Below are 22,666 nucleotides of genomic sequence, written 5' to 3'. Positions count from 1 at the left end.
AAGGTTCTGAGGTGCTGAGTTTGTAGATTTCTCAAATCTGTGCTAATTTCTTTAATCCGCGTTAATCAGTGTTTTTAAAATAAGGTACTTAGATGCTAAGGTTCTGAGGCGCTAAGGTTGTAGACTTCTCAAATCCGCGTTAATTTCTTTAATCCGAGACAATCCGTGTTCTAAAAAAGGTACTAAGGTTCTGAGTTTGCTTTTGCTGTGCGAAAAGAGCGTTATTTAACAAATACTTTTTGTGTTTCGCTTATCTGATACTAACTTCCTGATCGTCATTGAATTTTATAAAGAATATTTCATACATTTGTATATACAAATATTATAGAGTTGAAACGTTCGCATTTTTTACAAACGATAACAGGAGGAATAGCTATGGCATCACTACAGCCTTTTTATAATTGGACACAGGACTTAAACGAAGAAGATATAAAACATCCGGTATTATTTATTGGACATGGTTCACCCATGAATGGAATACAAGACAATGAGTTTTCTCAAAACTGGGCAAAAATGGGAAGAGAAATTCCCAAGCCCAAAGCAGTTCTGGTCATTTCTGCCCATTGGCTCACGCGAGGCACACACATTACGGCCATGAACAATCCAAAAACAATCCATGATTTTGGAGGTTTTCCGCAAGCGCTGTTTGACGTGCAATATCCGGCAAAAGGCAATCCGGAACTAGCAGCAGAAACAGCCAAATTGATTCATTCTACAGATGTTGGCCTAGACCATGATTGGGGACTAGATCACGGAACATGGACAGTAGTAAGGCATATGTATCCTGATGCGGATATCCCGGTACTGCAATTGAGCATTGATTATAACAAACCTGCCCAATACCATTACGATCTCGCAAAACAGATAGCCCAGCTTCGAAAAAAAGGCGTATTGATTATCGGAAGCGGGAATATGGTACACAATCTCCGAATGGTTGACTGGAAAAAATTACGTGAACCCGAATTTGGTTTTGATTGGGCTATAGAAATGAATGACGTCTTTAAGCAGAAAATCGAAAACCGCGACCACAAAGCCCTGATTGATTACGAAAACTTAAGTAAATCAGCAAAATTGGCCGTGCCAACACCAGATCATTATTATCCGATGCTGTATTCGCTTGCACTGCAAGATAATCAGGAAGATACCGTTTTCTTTAACGATAAGCTGGTAGGAGGTTCGCTAAATATGACATCCGTAAAAATAGGTTGATTATCTTTTAGCGGTTTCCATTTGTAATACCAAATTTTGATATTTTCGGCTTAAAGAGAACATTTTCTCTGCTGCTACCATGATAATTACAGGAACCAGGAAATATTCCGCAAGATTTTCAATATAAAGTAAATAAGTAGAAAGGATAAAAAGCCTTGAGTATTCCAGATAATAAATCCATTTGCGCTGTTCTAACAAAGCTCCGCAGTTGATTAGCGTAATAATGATAAAAGAAAGTCCGAAAATCTTGTCATAGAAACCAAGACCATTAAAATAGTACGTAAAAACAGTCAGGATAAGCGTACTGACGGCTAGCTGTATGTATAAATAATTTCGGAACTTAAGTCGGTGGCTACGATCGGTCTTGTCTTGCAGGAAGCGTTTCTCCAACATTGGCCTAATATCTTGATCCATTGCCGCAGGACTGCCAAAAACAGCATTCCATCTTGCCTTGAACCCTTTGGAGCGTTTCCAAAGCTCATATATTTCAAAATAATAATGGAAATGTTGCCATAAGAAACTGTAGCTTTTCAGCGGATGGGTTAGTCCGTATTTTGGTTTTTCTTCTTCTTCCTGAAAAGTTCCAAACATTCGGTCCCAAAAAGTAAACATATCGCCATAATTCTTATCCAGATATTTTTCATCCGAAGCATGGTGTACGCCATGTACAGATGGAGTAACAAAGATATATTCCAGCCATTTTATACGTCCTATAACCTGCGTATGTGTGAAAAAGGAGTAAGCTCCGTGAACAATCAACATCGTGATTACCATTTTCGGGTGGAATCCGATAAAAGGCAGTATGCACCAAAATCCTGTCCTGATAATAGCCTGAAAAGTCGTAATCCTGGCTGCGGCCGTAAAATTGAACTCCTCGCTATGATGATGGACAATATGTGCGGCCCAAAAAAAGTTTACTTCGTGCCCAAGCCTATGATACCAATACCATACAAAATCGGTGGCCAAAATAAGTCCAACCCAAATCCAGAAATTGCTCGGGATATCAAAAATTCGATAATGTTCATAGATATAGTAGAAAAGCTGGTAGAAACTTGCTGCTATAAAAAGGTTGATAAGCCGTTCTGCCAGACCAATACTGATGTTTGAAACAGAACTTTCGTAATTGAAGATTTCCGGACGCTTCCTACGCTGTGCTAATTTATATTCTAAATAGACGAAAAGGAAAAAAGCAGGCATTGCAAAGGCCAGAAAATTAATGTTTTCCATATCCCATTATATTTTAGTGGTACTTTATAAAAGGCTCATTTTTAGAGCCTTTGTAGGATAAAGTTATCAAAAATAAGTTGAGGACAGGATAAGTAACTTATCAACCGCTGTTCATAAATTTCCGAAATTCGGTCACATTTTATCGAAAGGGAAACAATACGAAACATTTTCTGAAGACTCAGCAAAATAAACTTTTTAAAATTACAGATTGTATAATTTTAAAAGAGCAAACTTTAACAGTTTTTCTATTCGATTTCGATGTGCGGATTGATTTCTAACAGCGCATCGATGAATTCCTGCTTGCGTTTAGGCGAAATATAAATGTCGTCAAATTTGCCATATTTAATAACAAGACCTTTGCTTCCCAGGGCAGGCTTAAGCGAAGATTGTACAAACCATTTCTTTTGGTGTACTATCGCATTGATTTTATAAATATCAATTTTTCCACGTATAGGGCCTGATGTATAATGAAGAAAAGAGTTTTTAATTACATACTTGGTATCCAAAAGAATCCATAGGATAAAAATAGCGCAGAGTGCTACGATGATAATAGGAATAAACATTTCACCCCAAATTTGATTAGGTGTAAAAAAAGGCGTTGCGATTAAAAATACGACAATCAGCCACAGCATAGTGACAGTAGGGATATGATGGTCCGAATAAAATTTTTTCATCTTTAAATTTAAGAAAATAGATCAAACAAAAAAATCGGGATTAAAAAATCCCGACTCTTTTTTTAGAATTAAAAGAATTAGACTCCTAGTTCTTTTTTAGTTTTTTTCAAAAGCCCGTCTTTATGCAGTAATACGGAAATAGCTTTTAATCTCAAATAAGGAACGCTCATGTAAATATAACCGTCATTTCCAAGGTTTTTAGTACCCCATGAATTTTTCACCTTATAGTAAATGTTGCCTTTTTGGTCTTTTACTTTTCCGACAATATGCATCAAATGGTCGTCTGTCGTATTGTAGTTTTCGAATTCTTGTTGGCGGAATTCAGGAGTAACCTTCTTTTCAGGTTTGATTTCAGTAAGAATCGTTTTTTCGTCAGCTTCGTTTTCCGGAATTACGGCAATTCCGTTTTTTCCAGAAAAAGTCTTTTCGCTTACATCGGCATCCAAAGCTAGCGTATAACCTTTATCCAAAGCATTATCTACATTTTGTACAAACTCGTCAAGCGGCATATTGTAAAAGCTACCGTTAGAAAAATTATCAGGAATATCCAGGATAAAAGTCTTGTAGTAAGGCTCGTTAGTAAAAGAAGTAATAGTAACGTAGTCTTTCAAATTTAGTTTGGTCATTTCAAGGAAACTCTTTGGAGTATATTTTTTTCCATCGTAAGTAAACTCAGTTACTGTAGCACCCATATATTTATCCAGTATAGCTTCTACATCAGTTTTCCATTTAGGATCTAGCTTCTTGGAAGGATCAGCATATTTTTTTAGCAAATCCTCCAATTCTTTTGCCATTTTTGAATGGTCATGCTTGGTAGCATTTCCTACTAATCCAGAGTAAGCCGTCAAAGGCACAATACCAAATTCTTTGGCACTATTGATAACATCATGATTAAGTCCACCTTCGCCAAATTGCGCTTTTCCTTGACGCATCACATAATTCCATGCCTTTTTTGGATAGGTATTACGAACATTATACATCTCAGAAAGGTCAATTTTCCTGCCGGTTGTTCTGATAATTTCAGCTTCCAGAAAAGAAGTAGACGAAAAGCTCCAGCAGGTTCCGGTAATATCCTGAGAAATCACGGGTGTCGCTTCAATGTCCTTAACGGTTTGGAATTCATACTTTTGAGAATATGCTGAAAAAGCAAATGCAAGCAAAGCAATAGGTAAGAAAGTCTGTCTCATTTATATTTTAATTTTTGTTATTCGTAGTCTGTAAAAAATGATTTATTTTTACGCTAAAATAGTATAAAAATGAGTTCAATAAACTGGGAAACTGTTAAAGATTTTGAAGATATAACCTATAAGAAGTCCAATGGCGTTGCAAGAATCGCTTTTAACCGTCCGGATGTAAGGAATGCTTTCCGTCCAAAAACGACAAGCGAACTGTATCAGGCTTTTTATGATGCACAGGAAGATACGTCAATTGGCGTGGTCCTGCTTTCTGCTGAAGGACCGTCCTCAAAAGACGGTGTTTATTCTTTTTGTAGCGGTGGAGATCAAAAGGCGAGAGGACACCAAGGATATGTAGGCGATGACGGAATGCACCGTCTGAATATTTTAGAAGTACAACGCCTGATTCGTTTTATGCCTAAAGTTGTTATAGCAGTAGTTCCAGGATGGGCTGTTGGAGGCGGACATAGTCTTCATGTAGTCTGCGATTTGACATTGGCAAGCAAAGAACATGCTATTTTTAAGCAGACTGATGCTGACGTAACAAGTTTTGACGGAGGTTACGGTTCTGCCTATCTGGCAAAAATGGTAGGACAGAAAAAAGCCAGGGAAATTTTCTTTTTAGGGAGAAATTATTCCGCTCAGGACGCTTTTGATATGGGAATGGTTAATGCCGTAATTCCTCATGCGGAATTAGAAGATACGGCTTACGAATGGGCTCAGGAAATTTTGGCAAAATCGCCTACTTCTATAAAAATGCTCAAGTTCGCTATGAACCTTACAGACGACGGTATGGTTGGACAGCAGGTTTTTGCAGGTGAGGCAACTCGTTTGGCGTATATGACAGAGGAAGCCAAAGAAGGAAGAAATGCCTTTTTGGAAAAAAGAAAGCCTAACTTCGAGAAAAAATATTTGCCATAACATACAATTATCAGAAAACCCCCAAACGAGATGGAGTTTACGAATGAAACCATTGACATCGATCAGCTTCCAAAATTTGAAGAAGTACTTTTTTCTTCATTGAATAAAAACTATATCAAGGTCGTTTATATCAATATTGTGATTGTTTTATTGATTTTGGCTATTGGAATAGGTGCGTTGATTTATTTTAATGAAGAATTTCAGGATACTCAAACCTATTTGGTTTTTGGGATTTCGTATGTGGTTTTTGCTTTGTTTTTGTATTTCAGCTCGGTTATGGCAGTAAAAAGGCGTGCTTTTGCTATAAGGGAAAAAGATATCCTTTATAAAAGAGGTATACTTTCAACTACAACTACTATAATGCCTTTCAATAGAATTCAGCATGTAGCCATGCATGAAGGCGCTTTTTCCAGAATATACAATCTGGCGCAAATTCAGATATTTACGGCAGGAGGTAGTACCAGTGATATAAAAATTTCTGGAATTGAAAAAGAAAAAGCAGAAAGCATCAAGGAAATGTTGATGCAGAAAATTCAAAATCAGATTTGATGAGGCTTGATTTTACGACCCCACAGCGGCAATCGGTTACGGGAATAATCATCATGTTTGCCGATACTTTCCAGAGCATTGTCCGTGCAATGTGGGTTCCTTTATTGCTTATTCTATTCAAGATTAAAGAAGACCAGTATCTGGTTGTGGGGCTTGGCTTTTTCGGATTGGTGCTGCTTACCTTGGTGATTGGCTACTTGAAATACAGAAATTTTACTTTCTATCTGGATGAAGAAAAGCAGGAATTTGTATTGAGTAAAGGCGTTATCAATAAAAGTAAGATTAGCATTCAGCTCTCAAAAATCCAACAGGTTGACATCAATCAATCCATAATCCAAAAAATAATTGGCGTTTATAGCCTGGATATTGATACTGCTGGTACCGATAAAAAAGAAATCAGCATTCGCGCAATCGATCAGAAATTGGCATTGTTGCTCAAAGAAAGATTATTGGATTATGGCGATAAAGAATCAGAAATCCTGGATGAAAATCAAGAAGTAAAATCAGAACCAAAAACCTTTCTTAAAATAAGTTACAGTACTTTATTTAAAGTAGGTATTACATCAAATTACGGACGAACCATAGCGCTTCTGATAACCTTTGTTATTACACTTTATCAGAGTTTTAAAGATGCGATTAGTACGTTTGAAATCGACGAGAAACAGGTGGATACTGTTTTTGAAAGAGGAGCCGGTTTCTTTTCTGCCGGGATATTGATTTTCGTATTGCTGGTTTTGGTATTGCTTATCAATATTGTCAGAACCTTTATAAAGCACTTTGATTTTATAATGATTAAGCAAAAACAGTCGCTGGTTATTACAGCCGGACTATTTGCAAAGAAAAATACGCTTCTAAATCCTGATAAGGTTCAAATCACATCCTATAGCCAGAATTATTTTCAGAAAAAATTCCAGATTTTGGATATGAACATGAAGCAGGCATCGAGCGATGAAGTAAAAGAACAGAAGAAAAAAAGCAATGCAATTGAAGTTCCGGGCTGCAATATAGAAGAAAGGGATGAAATTCTTAAAATTATACTTGGAAAAATCCCGGAAAAAGGAACTCAATACCGCTCCAATTTCCGCTATCTGATTTTCAGGACATTTTCTGCGGTTGCCTTTCTGGCTGCTATTTTAAGCCTGTTGCACTACACAGAAATTGGAAATATGACGCTATATATTCCGCTTGTTTTTGTATATTTATGTCTTATAAGCAGCCTGATTTATTTCAGATATAAAAATCATGCATTGTATGTAAATCAGGACTTTATCATAAAAAGACACGGTGCCTGGGATGTAGAACATGAAATCATTGAACCTCATAAAATCCAGTCGATTACTGCTAAACAGTATTTTTGGCATAGAAGTTCAGATGTAGGGCATTTGATTTTGCACACGGCAGCCGGTGATCTGGATTTTAGATTTGGAAATTTCACACATATAAAACAATTGGCCAATTATTGGCTGTATCAGGTGGAGACATCTAAAGAAAATTGGATGTAACTTTGCCGGTAAAAAGAAACACTATTTACGAATAAACACTAAAAATGAGACATTGGGTTGAAGCAGCGCGTCTGCGAACATTGCCACTTTCGGTATCAGGAATAATTGTGGGAAGTATGTATGCTTTGGCATATCCAACAGCGAATGTGCTGACACCGACCGAAGTTTTCAACTGGCAGTTATTTGGTTTTGCCATCCTAACAACACTGGGACTTCAGGTGCTTTCCAATTTTGCAAATGACTACGGAGACGGTGTCAAAGGTACTGATAATGAAGATCGTATTGGCCCGAAACGAGCCATTCAGAGCGGTGTTATTTCTCCGCAAGCCATGAAGCGTGCCATCATCATTACTTCTGTGCTGACGTTTATTTCGGCTGTTTTACTGATTTATTTCGCTTTTGGAGAAAATAATATAGGCTATTCAATTTTCTTTCTGATATTAGGACTTCTGGCTATTGCTTCAGCGATTCGATATACGGTAGGGAATACTGCATACGGCTATCGTGGTTATGGTGACCTTTTTGTCTTTGTGTTTTTCGGATTGGTAAGTACGCTAGGCGTTAACTTCTTATATTCAAAAGAATTGGATTATAAGCTCTTTCTTCCGGCAATTGCTATAGGCTTTTTGAGTGTTGGAGTGCTTAACCTCAACAATATGAGAGACGAGGAATCCGATAGAAAATCAGGAAAAAACACTATCGTTGTAAAGATTGGTGGAGCAAAAGCAAAAAAATACCATTACTTTTTGGTGATTTCGGCTATGGTTTTGGTACTGGTTTTTGCAATATTGAATAATTTCCAGTTTGACCAGTATATTTTCGTAGTGGCTTATTTTCCCTTAATCAGCCATCTGATTACGGTTTATAAAAATAAAAACCCTAAAGAATTAGATCCGGAATTAAAAAAGCTGGCTATCAGTACGTTCCTTTTGTCTGTATTGCTTTCGCTATGCCTTATCTTCTTCCTTTCTGACATTATTGTAAATAATTAAAATAAAAAATTATGAAAATTACATTCTACGGACACGCAAGCCTTGGTATTGAAGTAGGAGGCAAAAACATCATTGTAGATCCTTATATCACGGCAAATGAATTGGCAAGCCATATCAATATTGATGAACTTAAAGCCGATTATATCTTAGTAACGCATGCTCATGGCGATCACGTCCTGGATGTTGAGGCTATTGCTAAGCGTACCGGAGCGACTGTAGTTTCCAATGCGGAAATTGCAGGATATTTTGCTGCAAAAGGGCTAAAAAGCCATCCTATGAATCACGGCGGAAGCTGGAAGTTTGATTTTGGAACCGTAAAATATGTAAATGCGATTCATTCCAGTTCTTTTAATGATGGTGCTTACGGAGGAAATCCAGGTGGTTTTGTCATAGAAGGCGAACATAAGAATATCTATATTGCCGGTGATACTGCCCTGACTTACGACATGAAATTGATTCCGCTAAGAACTAAACTTGATTTGGCTATTTTCCCAATAGGGAACAATTTCACGATGGATGTAGAAGATGCTATCATTGCTTCTGATTTTGTAGAATGTGATAAGATTTTAGGCTGCCACTATGATACTTTCGGGTATATTAAGATTGACAAAGAAGAAGCCAAAAAGAAATTTTTTGACAAAGGAAAAGACCTGATGCTGCTGGAAATCGGGGATTCAATCGATATCTAAGTAGAATTAAACAATAAGGAAAAAGGATTTCAAAAATCCTTTTTCTTTTTTTATGCTCTAAATACGGAGCTATTAATGAATTATTTGAAATGCTTACACGGAAAATTACGCTTCTTTTACTGTTGTTTTTAGCTCAATCTGCTTTTTCGCAGCAAGACGGCTATTGGGACAAAGATCGCGCTACTACAAAAGAAATTATTGTCTCGGCAGGAGAAAAGATAGCGGTAAAAACGGAAGACCTGCCAATAGGTACAACAGAAATTGTTTATAGGATTACCATTCTGGATGAAAACCAGCAGATGGCGAGCAGTCTTAGTTCGCTGCTAAAAGCAATACCTGATCCAAGTGGTATTAGCCAGGGTGCTGCCGGTGCTGTGTTCCTGACTTCTAAGATTTCCGGCGACGATAAATGCAAATACGGAATATTTTCAAGCAACGCCTTTGCTAAGGAATATAAGGAAAAAGGAAAAACAGATAACGCCTGCCTTTTTCAGAATACTGCTGTAAACAAGGAAGCCCGACGCCTTTCGATAGATAAATCGTCCTGCCTAAAAACAGGACAGGAATACTTATGGTTCGGTTTTGAAAGTATGAACTGGATTATGAAACAGAAAATAGTCCTTGAAATTGTGCCTTGGGTAGACAATAGGCTAAGCCGTGGCTGGACATTAGAAAACAGGCAAACAATTATCAAGCAGATCAAAACTTCTGATTTGGCTAAGAAAATGCTCAATTCGGATGATTTTTCGCTCTGTATCCTTGAAAAAATGCAGAAACGCTATAAGTTTCAGGAATTCCAAAACCTTATGGCAATCGAAAAAGCAAAAGCATTAAAAGATTTTGGCAATACCTGCCTTTCTGAAAAACCGGCCAACAAATCAATCCTGACTTCGATAAGACTGGATGCGATGCAATACTTTAAAAACAAAAAATACGAACAGGCGATAGATTTGCTACAAACCGGAGTTATTGAGAACGGAAATGCGACCGTATTGGATTATAATGCCTTAGGACAGTATTATTTGTACTCCAAACAATTTGACAAGGCACTAAAGGCTTTAAAAGAGGGAGAAAGCAGAGATGAGTCGGAATTGCTTATTCAATTGAATATGGCGCATGTATACCTGCTGAAAGGCGATTACAAAAAAGCAAAGGAAATCCATAAAAAATATAAAGGGCAGAATGTTACAACAACCCTATCATGGAAAGCCAAGACGCAATTTGATTTTGAGGACCTTAAAAAGGCGGGATTTGTAAATGATGATTTTGACAGGATTTTGAAACTGCTTGAAGATTAAATTAAAAGACAATGCTAAAAGCATCTTATAAAAAGTATATACTCGATTTTAAGCGTCCTTCAGGTACATCGCGAGGTATTTTAACCCAAAAGGAAACATGGTTCCTTATTCTTGAGGAAAACGGCAAATTCGGGATAGGAGAGTGCGGTATACTGAGAACGTTAAGCGCAGATGATAGGCCGGATTATGAAGAAAAGCTAAAATGGGTTTGCGAAAACATTCATCTTGGAAAAGAAAAACTTTGGGAAATGCTTCTTGAATTTCCTTCTTTGCAGTTTGGTGTTGAAATGGCTTTCCAATCCTTAAAAAGTGAAACGCCCTTTTTGTTGTTTCCTTCAGATTTTACAAATGGCAAAAAAAACATCCCGATTAATGGTTTGGTCTGGATGGGAGAGCCGGCTTTTATGAAGTCCCAAATTGAAGAAAAACTATCGGAAGGATTTCATTGTATAAAACTTAAAATTGGAGCGATAGATTTTGAAAAAGAACTTGAATTATTGCGTTTAATTCGTGAAAATTATGATGCTTCTACCATTGAAATACGTGTTGATGCTAACGGAGGATTTACTTCAAGTGAAGCTTTGTTTAAATTAAATCAATTGTCTGAATTTAAAATACATAGTATAGAGCAACCTATACAAAAAAAACAGCATGACAGTATGTCAGAGCTGTGTGAAAACGCTCCTTTTCCTATTGCTTTGGACGAAGAGCTTATAGGTGTTTTTGATTATGCTGAAAAGGAAGCCATGTTGCAAAAAATTAAGCCTCAATATATCATTTTAAAGCCAAGTCTTGTAGGTGGTTTTCGAGGCTCAAAAGAGTGGATTGAATTAGCCGAAAAATACAATATTGGTTGGTGGGTTACCTCAGCTTTAGAAAGTAATATCGGATTGAATGCAATTGCCCAATGGACATTCCTACAGCAAAATCCAATGCCGCAAGGTTTGGGCACAGGAAGTCTTTATACAAACAATTTTGATTGCCCGCTTGAAGTAAAAAATGGCGAATTGGTTTATAATCCCAATTTAGATTGGAATATTGACCTGCTTCAGATTTTGTGATTTATTGCTTTGTGATAATTGGCGCACTCAGGCAGCTCTCCGGAATATTGAAAGCATTCACAAGAGGTACGGCATTTTGCCTGATTTCCCAACATAATTGGTTTACTTCCTTTCGTATGGCTTTTGTCTTTACGCCTTCCATATAGCCTTGTTCCAGATACCAGCTGGCATTCTTTTCAAGTGTTGAAAGCGCATAAAGCTGACAGAGTTTTTTCAAAATAGCCTTACAGCCTTCATCTTTTGTATTTTCAACCTGAAGCTGAAATTGTTCCAATACAATTCTTTCCAAATAGGCCTGGCTTACATTGATCAGATGATGTTGTGCAATATTAAAAGCATCAAAAGAGTCCAGTCCGCTGTCTAACAGCTTTTTGATACGTTTTGCTGCAGAAGCCTGTATTTCTTTTTCCCGGAAGGTAAATGCATGGATGTGGAATTCGCTGTCAATCAGGTGGTTTTCGTCAGTATTCCTTGTGGCAAAAGGATTTTTATACGTAATGGAAGTTTTAGCCTGGTCGACTACATAATTGAAAAGACTCAGGACGTTCATTTCTCCAAACTGATTTCGGAACTCTGAAAGTCGGTTTTTAGCTACCAGATTCATCAGGACGGTATTGTCACCTTCAAAAGTAGTATAGACTTCCGTATCGTTTTTCAGTGCATCAAATCTATTTTCTGACAAATATCCTTTTCCGCCGCAGGCTTCCCTGCATTCTTGTATGGTATCGCGCGTATTCCAGGTCGAATACGCTTTCATTCCGGCAGCCAGCGCTTCGATTTCCTGCATTTCAGATTCTTGTCTTTTCACAAAACGCTGCGTGACGTATTGCAGTGCAAAGTGAACAGCGTATGACTTAGCCAGATAGGGCATAAGCCTGCGCTGGTGTATCCTGTAATTCAATATGGGCACTTCAGAGCCTCCCTGCGGTCCAAACTGTCGTCTTTGGTCACCATAACGTATGGCAATCGTTAAAGCTGATTTAGCGGCAGCTAATGCAGAGCGTGGAACTCCGATTCTTCCTCCGACTAAAGTGCCTAACATGGTGAAAAAGCGACGGTTATCGCTGGCAATCGGACTTGTAAATTGTCCTTTGCTGTTGATGGATGCAAATCGATCGAGCATATTTTCTTTTGGGATAACGACATTGTTGAAATAAATGATCCCGTTATCTACGCCATTTAGCCCCATTTTATGGCCGCAATCTTCAATCGTAACTCCTTCGAGTACGTTGTTTTTTGAATCGCGTATAGGCACTATAAAAGCATTTACGCCATGATCTTTACCATCAATAATCAGTTTTGCAAATACGGTAGCCATTTGTCCGTCACGTGCCGCATTGCCAATGTATTCTTTTCTGGCGAGCTTATGCGGCGTGTTTATTGTGATTTTTTTAGTTGTATGATCGTAAGTGGCAGTTGTTTCAAGCGACTTTACATTAGAACCATGATTGGTTTCGGTCATGGCAAAACAGCCGGGAAGCTTAAGGGAACCTACGTTTTTCAGGTATTTTGCATAATGTTTTTCTGTTCCAAGTGATTGGATGCTCATTCCCCAAAGTCCGAACTGCACACCAAATTTGATAACAAGGCTTAAGTCGTGGTAGCTCAAGGTTTCCATAATAGAAAAATAGGCTTCAACATCGTCTTGCCCTCCGTGTTCTTTGGGATAGGCTGTAGCTCCGAGTCCTTCTTTGGCTAGTATTTTGCACCATTCCAGGACTTTTTTGCGATACACCTCAATATCAGTAGACGTTTCATATTTGAAAGTAGGGCGGCTGATTATCTTTTTGACGGTATTGATAGTTTCGGCTTGGTTTCCATCTAGTATTTCAGTTAGTTTTTCGATTGAAAAAGTAGCTTCCGTACTATATTTGGAAGTAATAGTATCGTGTTTTTCCTTAAATGCATAAACAGCCTCAAGGCTTATGATTCCTAATGATCTTTCTATGTTTTGCAGATAGAAATAAAGCGGTTTTAGCTTTTCATTGCTGATTTTTGGGTCGTCCAGTAACGCAAGTTTTATAGCGACATCTGTAAGTAGTTCCTCATCGTTTTCTTCATTTACGGCTTTTTGTATAGATTCTTTCCACTCCAGTAGTTCTGTCCGTGTTGGCGGATTGTCAATATTTATTTTAGACAATAGTTCTTTTTTGTCCGCTTTTGTCAGCCAATCTTGAGAATTAATTGATTCTTTGAGCAGGGTAGCTTCTTTTTCTGTGAGCACATCATCAGACCAAGCGATATAAAATAAGGGTAAGAAAGACTTTAGGATAGGGTTTGCCATAATGTAAATTCTAAGGAAATGTTATTTCTTTAAAATTAAGCAATTACAGTGGCTTAGGATTTTAAATGTTTGTTAATTGTATGTCTTTTATGCTAATAAAATTTGCGTCTCTGCGGCTTTGCGAGCAATTTTCACGCAAAGCCGCAGAGACGCAAAGGATATAGCTTATCGGGATGGTTGGTTTTAATTGTTTACGCTATTCTTTTGTTGGTATTTTCTCAATGCTTCCAGGGCCTGATGTTGTACTTTTTTGTGAAGGAATGAGGACCAGCCTAGTAATAAACCGGTTGTTCCTAGTGCCTGTTTAGACCAGTTCCAAAAGTTAAAACTATCAGTGTGTTTAATAATAAGCCCGTCTTTAAATTCGAAAGAAGCATTTATTTTGTTGATTACCTTACGGTTGGTCTTTGCGAAATGATAAATAGCCGTCCATTTTGCTGTACCGGTATGACCGTCAGTATGTATTTCAGAGAATTCTATTTTAAGATTTCCTTTTGCCCGTTCGATAAGCATATGCCACATATCTGAGACATCTTTTCCGTGCAGTTTTCCAAAAGCAGGATCTTCAAAAACAATATCCGGATGATAGCAGCTGGACATGGTTTCCGGGTTTTGGGCTGCAAAAGCACCATAAAATTCTTCTATAATCTGTTCGTTGGTGTTCATGTTCCGGGTTTTGATAGTCTAAAAATAGGAAAATATTTCCTACGGTGCATATACATCAGACCAATCTGTAGATCGTATGGCGGCTACTTTGTTTTCCTTATTCATGGTGACCTGTAGTTCTTTTTGTATAAATTTCCTTTGGTAATCGGCTTTGTAGCGGAAAATAAGCGACTCATCGGCGTTATTTTTAATCACTTCAACCAGTCGGATATCTTCAAATTTTCCATATTTGATTGAGAATTTCCTGCAGGTACTAGAGAGTTTTTCTATAGTGGTATTCTGTATTACTTTTTCTGTCGCTTCTTCTTTTGTGAATTGCTTGAACTTTGACGTGTTGCAGGCATTCAATACTCTTTTTCCGAGTTCATAGGCTTTATTTTTTTGTGACGGACTCACTTGCGAAAGTTCTAATTTTATCATTTTTGGAGCTGACGGTTTTGATTTACAGGCTCCGAGAATAATAATGCCCAACAATAGTAAGGATAGCTTTTTCATAATAATATTTTAAAATATTTTTATTTTTTAATTTCTTAATTTACAGTTTAATAAGCTGTTTTATGTAAAGTTAAAATGTAAATTTTAAAAAATAGAAGTATTGGAGTATAAGGAATTGTCTTTTTGGTAAAATTCAAATAAACCGACTAACTAGCCGGCTTATTTTTTTAGTTTTTAGATTTCTTGATTTCGACAGAAGCATCGTTTTTTGAAACACTAATGTCTGTTTTATTTTTACCGTCTTTGGTTTCAATTGCAGCACCATCTTTCTGTATTGAAATACTGGTCCCATTTTCTTCAGGTGTGCCTGTTTTTGGAGTAGGCGGTGGAGTAGGATTGTCTACCGGTGGTGTTTTAGGAGCCGGATCAGGAATTTTTTTATCTTCTCTGCAAGAGGCAAATGCAAATAGTGCTAGTATGCCTGTTATGATGATTGATTTTTTCATCGGGATAAGAATTTGAAGGTTTGTAGTTTGAATTTACTCAATTTTATTTAAAAACCCTAAAATAGATAGCCCAAATCCCCAATTTTATGAAGATATTATGAATTGCTTCGCTAACAGTTCGTAGGATTTTTTTCGGTCTTCGAAATTTTCTGTTATTGTAGCAATCATTATTTCATCCGTTTCATACTCGTTAGCGATTTTTTCGATAGCCGCTTTGAGTTTTTCCGGAGTGCCTGCTATATAACGTCCTTTGTTATAGGCTATTCTAGCTTTTTGCTGCAGGGTGTAACCCATATTCTTGATTTCCTCAAAAGAAGGCAGCTCGCCTGTCGCTCCGGCTTCAATATAAAGCATTCTGTAATCGAATTCCGTAATCCAATCGGCTATTTTCTGTTCGTCTTCAGAGCAGAAAGCAAAAATACCAACGTTTACTTTTGGCTGCTTTAATTCTACCGAAGGTTTAAAATTTTGGCGATAAAAAGCAGCGACTTCTGGGCCACCATCCGGATTAATAAACTGTGCAAAAGACAATGCCATTCCAAAATGAGCTGCAAATTGTGCACTGCCACCACTGGAAGTCAAAATCCACAGGTTAGGAATTTCATCCGGACATGGATATGATTTTACTTTTTCGTGTACGGAATCGGGCATGCTTTCATTTCTAAGAAAAGCCCGGACGTCTATTAACTGTTGGAAAAATTCTTTTTCACTAAAGGTATTCGATGGATTGAGCAGATGAGAAGAAACCCTATCGCCTCCGGGAGCACGTCCAATCCCCAAATCAATTCTTTTTGGAAAAAGCGTTTCCAGCAGTCCAAAGTTTTCTGCTACCTTGAAAGCGCTATGATTGGGCAGCATGACGCCGCCGGAACCAATCGTTATAGTTGATGTTTTGGATGCTAAATAGGGAATTAATATTTCAGGGGCCGTTCCGGCTACCATTTTGAAGTTATGATGCTCTGAAACCCAATATCGTGTATAGCCTAATTTTTCTGCTAGTTGTACTAATTCTCCAGATTCCAGCAGAGCTTGTCTTGCGGTTCCGTTTCTCCTGATCTGGGACTGATCGAGAATGCTTAATTTGATATTATTCATATTTGTAAAGATAAGAAACTAATCACTTTTGAGGATTTATGGCAATCATGCAAACGTGTTATTTTTTTCCTAAAAATTTCCAATGTTAAGTTTTTGCCTTAAGTGAAAACTTAACATTGGCGTATCTGTTTAAGTAGTAATTTTGTTAACGTTAAATTTACAATGAATTAACTTTAACTAAATGCAGGTAGAAACCTCAGCAAATTTCTAATTATATAAACAAATAGTAAATCCAATAATATGAGTCAGATAGGTGAAACCAATCCAGGAAGCGCACCGGAAATAAACCAGGATGCTCCAAAAGCAACTCCGGCCGCAGCCAAACCAGCGAGTCCAAAACCAGCTTCAACAGCTAGAACAGCAAGACCAGCCAGTACAGCAGCTAAAACCGTAGCGGCAAAACCAACCGCAACAAGAACAACTGCAGCAAAACCTGCAACAGCAAGACCGGCTGCTGCAAGAACAACGGCGACTAAACCAGTAACTGCTAGACCAGCGGCAACAAGAACAGCATCTGTTGCAAAAACGACTGCTACAAACAAAGCTGTCCCTGCGGCAGAACCTAAAGAAAATGCACAAGCAGCTTCACCAGAGGCAAAAAAGCCTGTAGTAGCACAAGCAGCTCAAGAAAATACTGAAGAAGTAAAAAAGGATAAGAAAAAATCAAAGAAGGCTAAGAAAGAGAAAGAGAAAGCCAAAAAAGATAAGAAGAAAAAGAAAGAAAAAGCAAAAGCTAAAAAGAAGAAAGAGAAGGAAAAAAAGAAAAAAGCCAGAAAAAAAGCTAAGGCAAAAAAAGCTGCTAAAGCAAAAGCAAAAGCCAAAAAGAAAAAGAAATCAAAAAAATAAGAGAGTAAAAAATAAGAAGGAAGGAAAAACGACGATAATTTATCGTCGTTTTTATTTTGTGTTAGTTTTTAAATGCTTCACCAGTCAGTTCATTATTCGCAAAAACTCCTGCTATTGAACCCGTAGAAACGGATACGGCAACAGATCTTCCGCTTATACTGTCACCGCAGGCAAATATGCCATCAACTGTTGTTTTCTGAAAAGCATCGGTTTTTATAAGCCCCTGTTCGGTCATTTCACAACCCAATTCTTCAGGAATAGGGCAGTGTTGCGTAAAATTAGGTCTGCAATAAATGGTTTCTACAGGAAATTTAGAGCCATCTTTGAATACGATATGCTGTACTTTGCCATTGTCATGTTCGATATGGCTGACAGGCTCTTCAATGATTTTGATACCGTTTTTTTTGACTATATCGGTCTGTTCTGCTGTTAGAATAGAAATTCCATCGGTAAAAAGAGTAAGGTCTTTAGTCCAGTTGGATAACAGTTGGGCATAATGAAATCCGCTGTCCTGATTGGCAAAAATGGCTGTTTTGGTACTTCGTGCTTCATAACCATGGCAATAAGGGCAATGTAGGATAGAAATGCCCCAACATTCTGCAAAACCTTTTATTTCAGGCATGATATCTTTTAATCCGGCAGCAAAAATCAATTTTTTTGCAGTAAATTTTTCTCCGACTTCTGTCAGGATCTCAAATCCGGTTTCTGTTTTTTGAGCTTCTGTAACCAATCCTTCATGGAAACTCACTGTTGGATAATCCAATACTTGTTTTTTTGCTTTGAGAGCAATCATTCCTGGTGTTTCACCATCTTGTGTCAGAAAATTATGGGAATGTGGCGTTTGTCTGTTACAAGGTTTTCCGCTGTCAATAATCAAGACTTTTCGTAATGAACGTCCAAGGCTCATAGCTGCTGAAAGGCCTGAATAACTACCGCCTATAATGATAACTTCAAAAGTGCTGTTGTCTGCCATTATGTTTTATTTTTGATTTGATGAAAAAATGAGTAAAAAGGCTAGAGATCAGAAAAAGATTTCTCCTGAAAATTTCATCAAAGATAAATATTTTTCGTATTATTGCAACTAAGTCGCATTAAAAAAATTACGTCATGAATACCAGAAACACAAAAACAAAAGGAATAATCCTTGATTCGCTAAAGGAATCCAAACAGGCATTAAGCCATGAAAACCTGTTGGCTTCATTGGAGGGTCAGGTGGATAGGGCTACTATTTACAGGGTGTTGAATCGTTTTTGTGACGATGGTATCGCGCATAGAATTGTAGGCGATGATGGGAAGCAGTATTTTGCAATCTGTATTAATTGCGAGAAAAAGAAGCACCACCACAACCATTTCCATTTTCGTTGTTTATCGTGTGGCAAAGTTGAATGCCTGGCTAATGAAGCAGATCTTAATCTGCCTTCGGGTTATCGTGTGGCTAATTTTAACGGCTTTATCTCAGGGTATTGTCCTTCTTGCAGTCAGTAATTATCGAATTGTAATCCAATCGATTTTGGCATTGTAATCTGCTACTTTACCGGGAGAATTCATGTTTTCATAAGTACCAACCTGATGTTCAGCGTCTTTCATGAATATAAATTCCCAATTCATTTTTTCGTTGAACATAGATTCCCAGCTCATCATATGGTTTTGATATAGGGGAAGATTGTCGTCGAGTTCCAGTATGTCTTTTATGGTGGCTTCGGGATGCAATCCTTTGTTTGTTTTTAGTTTTTTGTGGATAGCAGCTATGGCAAGGAGCGTATTGCTGTCTCTTTCCGGAATAAGTGCCAAAATTGGCTGGTCTTTCCAATAATAGATAAAGGCATCGCCACCTCCGTCATATCCAAAATCGAACGGGTCGCATCTTTTTCGGGTCAGTTCTGTCAATTGTTCTTCTGCCTCTTCCAAAGATGAGCCTACTTTTATCGGGCCGAGTTGACCTTTTTCGATTGGGAAGTTTTCAAAACGAAAGATTTTTTCTGGTCGGACTATAGAGGTTTCGATAGTTTCAATCGACTGGTTTTGTTCCGAATTATTTTGGATTTCGACTTCTTTTTTGCAAGAATAGAGTAAGAATAAAGAAAAAAACAGGATTATTTTAGGACTCATGAAAGATGCTTTATTGCAAATATAAGAGATTAGGTTCACTACAAAGAATTGATTTTTTGAAAGATAAATTTTGGAGTAAAACGCGACAGATAATACGTCCTTTGGATTATTCACAGCACAAAAGATTTTGCTTTCCAAATTATTACTTTTGTATCAATATAATTATCGTTTCCATGATAAATGAAACAAATTTGGCTCAACGGTTGGGATTAAGTACTGATCGGCTACAAGAATTCCTGACAGTTTCAGAATACAGGAAGTTTAAAAAGAACAGTGTTCTATTTGGAGGCAATGCTGTCTATGATTGGCTGGGTTATATTGTCAGTGGAGCAGTAAGAACCTACTGTGTGAATGATTTGGGAGAAGAAATAAGCTTCCTGCTACAAGTAAATGGCGACTTTTTTGGAGATTACGAAAGTTATATAACCAATCAAAGATCCAATTTTATTATCAAGACTACTTTAGACACAGAAATTTTGGTTTTTGATAAAGAAAAGCTGGATAAGCTAATCAACAGTGATATTTTTTGGATTAAATTTAGCCGTACGATGTCGGATATCTGTTTTTTGGAAGCCAAACGCAGAATAGAAGACTTGCTTTTTTATAGTCCGGAAGAACGTTATCTGAACCTTTTACAAAAATCACCTGAAATTATTCGAAAGATTCCCCAGAAATACATTTCCAGCTATCTCGGCATCACGGCCCAATCGTTGAGCCGTATCCGAAAACGAAGCAATTAATTAACTTTAGTGAACGTTTTTTTATTTCCGGTAGTGCAATTTTGTCCTATCAAAAACATCAGCAAATGGAAATAGCCATCATCGGAGCGGGAATAGGAGGATTGACAACTGCCTTAGCTCTAAAAAAAGCAGGAATATCTTTTAAAATTTATGAAAGCGCAGACGAATTAAAGCCTGTGGGAGCAGGGATCATATTGGCAATGAATGCTATGCGGGTTTATTCCCATCTGGGCATGGCAGATAAAATAGCCAGAAATGGGAATCGGATTTCCGTAATAAATCTTACCAAACCTAACTTTGACAAGATTTCTTCAAACGACCTTGTTTTTTTTGAAAAACAATTCAATGTCAGCACTACTGCCATCCATAGGGCGGATCTTCATAGGGTGTTAGCAGAAGAAGTAGGAATGGAACATATTATTTTAGGTAAAAGGTTACAGCGTATTATTCCGATTGAAAATAATCATCGTCTTGAATTTGAAGATGGAACTTCTGCAGAAGCCCAATATCTTATTGGTGCCGATGGCATACGGTCGGTTGTAAGGACACTGTTATTTCCAGAAAGTGAATATCGGGATGCCGGGCAATGGTGTTGGCGTGGTGTGGTTGACAATATAAAAATGTTGGAAACTTACCGTCATGGAGCAAATGAAGCTTGGGGAAAAGGCACCAGATTTGGCTTTGTCCGGCTTAATGACCGCCAATTATATTGGTATTTTTTAGCTGATAAGGATATGGCAGAAGCTGATTCTGACATCATGCCTTTTTTAAAAGAGTATCATCCATCGGTATTACAAATAATAAAATCCACTCCTAAAGAAAATTGGTTTGTTTCGCCAATTATGGATTTAAAACCCATACAGCAATGGAGTTTGGATAAAGTTTGCCTTATTGGCGACGCAGCTCATGCTACGACGCCTAATTTGGGACAGGGCGCCTGTCAGGCTATAGAAGACGCTTATGTTTTGGGAAAACTGCTCCAAAAACATTCCATAAATGAAGCATTTCGTCTGTATCCGCTATTACGAAAGAAAAAAGCGCATGCTGTTGTCAATATGAGCTGGAAAATAGGAAAACTGTCACATCTCAGGAATCCGTTGATGATTGCTTTTAGGAATTTTGTTATGAGAACAACGCCGGATTATCTTAACCGGAAACAATTAGAGAAATTATTTGCTTTAGAAAAGAAAAGCTGATTCTACTGAATCAGCTTTTTAGTTTTTTAATAGCATTTTCGACTGAATCGTCCGAAGCGAAATATTTTGAGATGATATTTTCCAACTTTGTTTTGTCTTTTAATACGCTATTGAGTGTCTTAACCATAAAATCATAATTAGTCATTTCCGTTTTAGATTCTAATAGGGTGCGTATCCATTGCCACATCTGTTTTTCACCAATTTCTTTTTCAATTGCAAGGAATACTACAGGGGCATAATCGTATACATAAGTCTGTCGGTCTGTATAATCTGCTGTAGTTTTTACTTTTTGGAATGGAATCGCTTTAAAATCGCTTAGAAATTCGAATTTTTCATTGATTTCTTTCTGGTAGACATCTTTACCTAATATGTCTAAGGAAAGTTTTAATGACAAATATTCTGCAAAACCTTCGCTTAGCATATCACCCAGTTCAGAATTAAATACTTTATAAGTGCCAAAATAATAATGCCCCAATTCATGAGCGATAAAAGGTTTGAACCATTTATCGAGAAGACCGCTTAGGCTGTTATTTCCGTATCCAACGTTAACGATAGTCGGATAGGCAACAAAAAGCCAGCCGTCTTTTTTAGAAGTTGGTGTCGTCTGTATAAAAGTAATTGGTTGTCCAAAAGGAATCGACAGTTTTTTTTCGTAGTATTTTTTAAAAGTACCTGTAAAAGCTTCTAGCTCTTTTAGTTTGTCAATACCAATATCGGGATTTAGGATATAGGTTGAATTGATTTGTTTGTAATCGTAATTTCCGCAAAATAACATCAATTCTTTTGGAGTATCGCTTACAAATCGATTTTTAGATGTTTTTACCGGAATATTTCCATTGACATATAAAGTATTGCAATCTACACATTCAATAGTCACATCATAGGTCATCTGGTCGTATATCTTGTCGTTTGTAACGTCGTATAAGATTGGATACCATGCACTCTGTGTTCCATCGGCACGTACCGAAAATGAATTAAATGCAATATTGCCTTTCCAGTCTTTACGGCTATAATCACTTATCGTGTCTTTTATGACAGGAAATTTCCCTACATATTTTACCTGTACTGCCTTAGGTAAAAACTTATCGTTTGTGTTGTTAGCCGGAAAATAATAACCTCTTGATTCATAAGCTTTGTCATTAGGAGAAAAGCTATAGCCGATTAAAAATTCATTTGGTTTCAGGCTTTTAAAATTGAGGATATTCATTCCGGCATTAATACGGATATAATAATCTTTGATGTTGGGAATGTCATTGAGTGTAAAATCGCATTCAAATGTACCTTCAGCAATTGAAATTTTCACATTACCATTTAAATGAGGTGTTTTTTCTTGAGCATAAATAGTCTGAAATCCGAAAAATAGAAAAAGGAGCTTTTTGAACATGGCTTGTCTTATACTGTTAATCATGCAATATAAGAATTCAGCGGAAACTGTAAAATAAGTGACTATTAGAAAATATTCTCCTTTTTGTTTTAGAAAAATCAATAGGAC

The 22,666-nt window shown here is 37.3% G+C and carries 23 protein-coding genes; 12 read left to right on the top strand and 11 right to left on the bottom strand.

Annotated features, from left to right (window positions below):
- The first annotated feature begins 375 nt into the window (after nt 1–375).
- Complete coding sequence (ygiD, locus tag ABH942_RS13050; RefSeq protein WP_370032719.1) at nt 376–1,209, top strand: 4,5-DOPA dioxygenase extradiol; 834 nt, start codon at nt 376–378, stop codon at nt 1,207–1,209.
- Here the strand turns inward: ygiD and ABH942_RS13045 are convergent, their stop codons facing one another.
- The 3 genes from ABH942_RS13045 to ABH942_RS13035 form a co-directional block, all read right to left on the bottom strand.
- Entirely contained in the window at nt 1,210–2,436 is a 1,227-nt protein-coding gene (locus ABH942_RS13045) for a sterol desaturase family protein (protein WP_370032658.1), read from the bottom strand.
- A 245-nt stretch (nt 2,437–2,681) separates the two neighbouring features.
- Complete coding sequence (locus ABH942_RS13040; RefSeq protein ID WP_370032655.1) at nt 2,682–3,110, bottom strand: PH domain-containing protein; 429 nt, start codon at nt 3,108–3,110, stop codon at nt 2,682–2,684.
- A gap of 77 nt (nt 3,111–3,187) precedes the next feature.
- Nucleotides 3,188–4,297 carry a C1 family peptidase gene (locus ABH942_RS13035; protein WP_370032653.1) on the bottom strand — a complete coding sequence of 370 codons (1,110 nt, stop codon included), beginning with the start codon at nt 4,295–4,297 and terminating at the stop codon, nt 3,188–3,190.
- Nucleotides 4,298–4,366: 69 nt separating this feature from the next.
- Between ABH942_RS13035 and ABH942_RS13030 the strand changes: the two genes are divergently transcribed.
- From ABH942_RS13030 to ABH942_RS13000, 7 genes are all read left to right on the top strand, one after another.
- The gene (locus tag ABH942_RS13030; RefSeq protein ID WP_370032650.1) at nt 4,367–5,206 is read left to right on the top strand and encodes a 1,4-dihydroxy-2-naphthoyl-CoA synthase; all 840 of its coding nucleotides are present in this window, start codon (nt 4,367–4,369) and stop codon (nt 5,204–5,206) included.
- A 30-nt stretch (nt 5,207–5,236) separates the two neighbouring features.
- Nucleotides 5,237–5,755, top strand: a complete 519-nt coding sequence (locus tag ABH942_RS13025) for a PH domain-containing protein (RefSeq protein WP_370032648.1) — start codon at nt 5,237–5,239, stop codon at nt 5,753–5,755.
- Entirely contained in the window at nt 5,755–7,257 is a 1,503-nt protein-coding gene (locus ABH942_RS13020) for a PH domain-containing protein (RefSeq protein ID WP_370032646.1), read from the top strand. Before ABH942_RS13025 ends, ABH942_RS13020 begins: the two co-directional genes overlap by 1 nt.
- Nucleotides 7,258–7,301: 44 nt before the next feature.
- A complete protein-coding gene (gene menA / locus ABH942_RS13015) occupies nt 7,302–8,249 on the top strand; it encodes a 1,4-dihydroxy-2-naphthoate octaprenyltransferase (RefSeq protein WP_370032644.1) in 948 nt (315 codons plus the stop codon).
- 11 nt (nt 8,250–8,260) lie between these two features.
- Nucleotides 8,261–8,938 (top strand): metal-dependent hydrolase, encoded by a 678-nt coding sequence (locus ABH942_RS13010; protein WP_370032642.1) that lies wholly within the window; start codon nt 8,261–8,263, stop codon nt 8,936–8,938.
- Between the two features lie 89 nt (nt 8,939–9,027).
- On the top strand, nt 9,028–10,236 hold the full coding sequence (locus ABH942_RS13005; RefSeq protein WP_370032640.1) for a tetratricopeptide repeat protein: 1,209 nt from the start codon (nt 9,028–9,030) through the stop codon (nt 10,234–10,236).
- Nucleotides 10,237–10,247: 11 nt separating this feature from the next.
- Nucleotides 10,248–11,297, top strand: a complete 1,050-nt coding sequence (locus ABH942_RS13000; protein ID WP_370032638.1) for an o-succinylbenzoate synthase — start codon at nt 10,248–10,250, stop codon at nt 11,295–11,297.
- Between the two features lies 1 nt (nt 11,298).
- On the opposite strand, the gene ABH942_RS12995 is transcribed toward ABH942_RS13000, so the two are convergent.
- From ABH942_RS12995 to ABH942_RS12975, 5 genes are all read right to left on the bottom strand, one after another.
- Nucleotides 11,299–13,581 carry an acyl-CoA dehydrogenase gene (locus tag ABH942_RS12995; protein WP_370032636.1) on the bottom strand — a complete coding sequence of 761 codons (2,283 nt, stop codon included), beginning with the start codon at nt 13,579–13,581 and terminating at the stop codon, nt 11,299–11,301.
- Nucleotides 13,582–13,764: 183 nt separating this feature from the next.
- Complete coding sequence (locus ABH942_RS12990; RefSeq protein ID WP_370032634.1) at nt 13,765–14,247, bottom strand: nuclear transport factor 2 family protein; 483 nt, start codon at nt 14,245–14,247, stop codon at nt 13,765–13,767.
- 39 nt (nt 14,248–14,286) lie between these two features.
- Nucleotides 14,287–14,742, bottom strand: coding sequence for a hypothetical protein (locus ABH942_RS12985; RefSeq protein ID WP_370032632.1), 456 nt, complete (start codon nt 14,740–14,742; stop codon nt 14,287–14,289).
- Nucleotides 14,743–14,909: 167 nt separating this feature from the next.
- Nucleotides 14,910–15,188 (bottom strand): hypothetical protein, encoded by a 279-nt coding sequence (locus ABH942_RS12980; RefSeq protein ID WP_370032630.1) that lies wholly within the window; start codon nt 15,186–15,188, stop codon nt 14,910–14,912.
- An 84-nt stretch (nt 15,189–15,272) separates the two neighbouring features.
- Nucleotides 15,273–16,283, bottom strand: coding sequence for an LLM class flavin-dependent oxidoreductase (locus ABH942_RS12975; protein ID WP_370032628.1), 1,011 nt, complete (start codon nt 16,281–16,283; stop codon nt 15,273–15,275).
- A gap of 240 nt (nt 16,284–16,523) precedes the next feature.
- Here ABH942_RS12975 and ABH942_RS12970 point away from each other — a divergent pair, with 240 nt between their 5' ends.
- Nucleotides 16,524–17,129 carry a hypothetical protein gene (locus ABH942_RS12970; protein ID WP_370032626.1) on the top strand — a complete coding sequence of 202 codons (606 nt, stop codon included), beginning with the start codon at nt 16,524–16,526 and terminating at the stop codon, nt 17,127–17,129.
- Nucleotides 17,130–17,190: 61 nt separating this feature from the next.
- Here ABH942_RS12970 and ABH942_RS12965 read toward each other — a convergent pair whose 3' ends face one another.
- Nucleotides 17,191–18,102 carry an NAD(P)/FAD-dependent oxidoreductase gene (locus tag ABH942_RS12965; RefSeq protein ID WP_370032624.1) on the bottom strand — a complete coding sequence of 304 codons (912 nt, stop codon included), beginning with the start codon at nt 18,100–18,102 and terminating at the stop codon, nt 17,191–17,193.
- A 134-nt stretch (nt 18,103–18,236) separates the two neighbouring features.
- Here ABH942_RS12965 and ABH942_RS12960 point away from each other — a divergent pair, with 134 nt between their 5' ends.
- Nucleotides 18,237–18,614, top strand: coding sequence for a Fur family transcriptional regulator (locus ABH942_RS12960; protein ID WP_370032622.1), 378 nt, complete (start codon nt 18,237–18,239; stop codon nt 18,612–18,614).
- Here ABH942_RS12960 and ABH942_RS12955 read toward each other — a convergent pair whose 3' ends face one another.
- On the bottom strand, nt 18,615–19,238 hold the full coding sequence (locus ABH942_RS12955) for a hypothetical protein (protein WP_370032620.1): 624 nt from the start codon (nt 19,236–19,238) through the stop codon (nt 18,615–18,617). It lies immediately after the preceding gene.
- A 173-nt stretch (nt 19,239–19,411) separates the two neighbouring features.
- Between ABH942_RS12955 and ABH942_RS12950 the strand changes: the two genes are divergently transcribed.
- Together ABH942_RS12950 and ABH942_RS12945 are read left to right on the top strand one after the other, a co-directional pair.
- Complete coding sequence (locus ABH942_RS12950) at nt 19,412–19,978, top strand: Crp/Fnr family transcriptional regulator (RefSeq protein ID WP_370032618.1); 567 nt, start codon at nt 19,412–19,414, stop codon at nt 19,976–19,978.
- Between the two features lie 65 nt (nt 19,979–20,043).
- Nucleotides 20,044–21,174, top strand: coding sequence for an FAD-dependent monooxygenase (locus ABH942_RS12945; protein ID WP_370032616.1), 1,131 nt, complete (start codon nt 20,044–20,046; stop codon nt 21,172–21,174).
- 10 nt (nt 21,175–21,184) lie between these two features.
- Here the strand turns inward: ABH942_RS12945 and ABH942_RS12940 are convergent, their stop codons facing one another.
- On the bottom strand, nt 21,185–22,582 hold the full coding sequence (locus ABH942_RS12940; protein ID WP_370032614.1) for a hypothetical protein: 1,398 nt from the start codon (nt 22,580–22,582) through the stop codon (nt 21,185–21,187).
- Between the last annotated feature and the right edge of the window lie 84 nt (nt 22,583–22,666).

The organism is Flavobacterium sp. 28YEA47A, assembly GCF_041262125.1.
Taxonomy (GTDB): Bacteria; Bacteroidota; Bacteroidia; order Flavobacteriales; family Flavobacteriaceae; genus Flavobacterium.
The sequence above is the reverse complement of the archived record's forward strand: the minus strand, read 5'-3'. Positions and strand labels throughout refer to the sequence as shown.

Excerpts from the sequence above, each read along its gene's own strand:
- ygiD (WP_370032719.1), top strand. The coding sequence starts at position 376 with ATGGCATCACTACAGCCTTTTTATAATTGGACACAGGACTTAAACGAA.
- ABH942_RS13045 (WP_370032658.1), bottom strand. The coding sequence starts at position 2,436 with ATGGAAAACATTAATTTTCTGGCCTTTGCAATGCCTGCTTTTTTCCTT.
- ABH942_RS13040 (WP_370032655.1), bottom strand. The coding sequence starts at position 3,110 with ATGAAAAAATTTTATTCGGACCATCATATCCCTACTGTCACTATGCTG.
- ABH942_RS13035 (WP_370032653.1), bottom strand. The coding sequence starts at position 4,297 with ATGAGACAGACTTTCTTACCTATTGCTTTGCTTGCATTTGCTTTTTCA.
- ABH942_RS13030 (WP_370032650.1), top strand. The coding sequence starts at position 4,367 with ATGAGTTCAATAAACTGGGAAACTGTTAAAGATTTTGAAGATATAACC.
- ABH942_RS13025 (WP_370032648.1), top strand. The coding sequence starts at position 5,237 with ATGGAGTTTACGAATGAAACCATTGACATCGATCAGCTTCCAAAATTT.
- ABH942_RS13020 (WP_370032646.1), top strand. The coding sequence starts at position 5,755 with ATGAGGCTTGATTTTACGACCCCACAGCGGCAATCGGTTACGGGAATA.
- menA (WP_370032644.1), top strand. The coding sequence starts at position 7,302 with ATGAGACATTGGGTTGAAGCAGCGCGTCTGCGAACATTGCCACTTTCG.
- ABH942_RS13010 (WP_370032642.1), top strand. The coding sequence starts at position 8,261 with ATGAAAATTACATTCTACGGACACGCAAGCCTTGGTATTGAAGTAGGA.
- ABH942_RS13005 (WP_370032640.1), top strand. The coding sequence starts at position 9,028 with ATGCTTACACGGAAAATTACGCTTCTTTTACTGTTGTTTTTAGCTCAA.
- ABH942_RS13000 (WP_370032638.1), top strand. The coding sequence starts at position 10,248 with ATGCTAAAAGCATCTTATAAAAAGTATATACTCGATTTTAAGCGTCCT.
- ABH942_RS12995 (WP_370032636.1), bottom strand. The coding sequence starts at position 13,581 with ATGGCAAACCCTATCCTAAAGTCTTTCTTACCCTTATTTTATATCGCT.
- ABH942_RS12990 (WP_370032634.1), bottom strand. The coding sequence starts at position 14,247 with ATGAACACCAACGAACAGATTATAGAAGAATTTTATGGTGCTTTTGCA.
- ABH942_RS12985 (WP_370032632.1), bottom strand. The coding sequence starts at position 14,742 with ATGAAAAAGCTATCCTTACTATTGTTGGGCATTATTATTCTCGGAGCC.
- ABH942_RS12980 (WP_370032630.1), bottom strand. The coding sequence starts at position 15,188 with ATGAAAAAATCAATCATCATAACAGGCATACTAGCACTATTTGCATTT.
- ABH942_RS12975 (WP_370032628.1), bottom strand. The coding sequence starts at position 16,283 with ATGAATAATATCAAATTAAGCATTCTCGATCAGTCCCAGATCAGGAGA.
- ABH942_RS12970 (WP_370032626.1), top strand. The coding sequence starts at position 16,524 with ATGAGTCAGATAGGTGAAACCAATCCAGGAAGCGCACCGGAAATAAAC.
- ABH942_RS12965 (WP_370032624.1), bottom strand. The coding sequence starts at position 18,102 with ATGGCAGACAACAGCACTTTTGAAGTTATCATTATAGGCGGTAGTTAT.
- ABH942_RS12960 (WP_370032622.1), top strand. The coding sequence starts at position 18,237 with ATGAATACCAGAAACACAAAAACAAAAGGAATAATCCTTGATTCGCTA.
- ABH942_RS12955 (WP_370032620.1), bottom strand. The coding sequence starts at position 19,238 with ATGAGTCCTAAAATAATCCTGTTTTTTTCTTTATTCTTACTCTATTCT.
- ABH942_RS12950 (WP_370032618.1), top strand. The coding sequence starts at position 19,412 with ATGATAAATGAAACAAATTTGGCTCAACGGTTGGGATTAAGTACTGAT.
- ABH942_RS12945 (WP_370032616.1), top strand. The coding sequence starts at position 20,044 with ATGGAAATAGCCATCATCGGAGCGGGAATAGGAGGATTGACAACTGCC.
- ABH942_RS12940 (WP_370032614.1), bottom strand. The coding sequence starts at position 22,582 with ATGATTAACAGTATAAGACAAGCCATGTTCAAAAAGCTCCTTTTTCTA.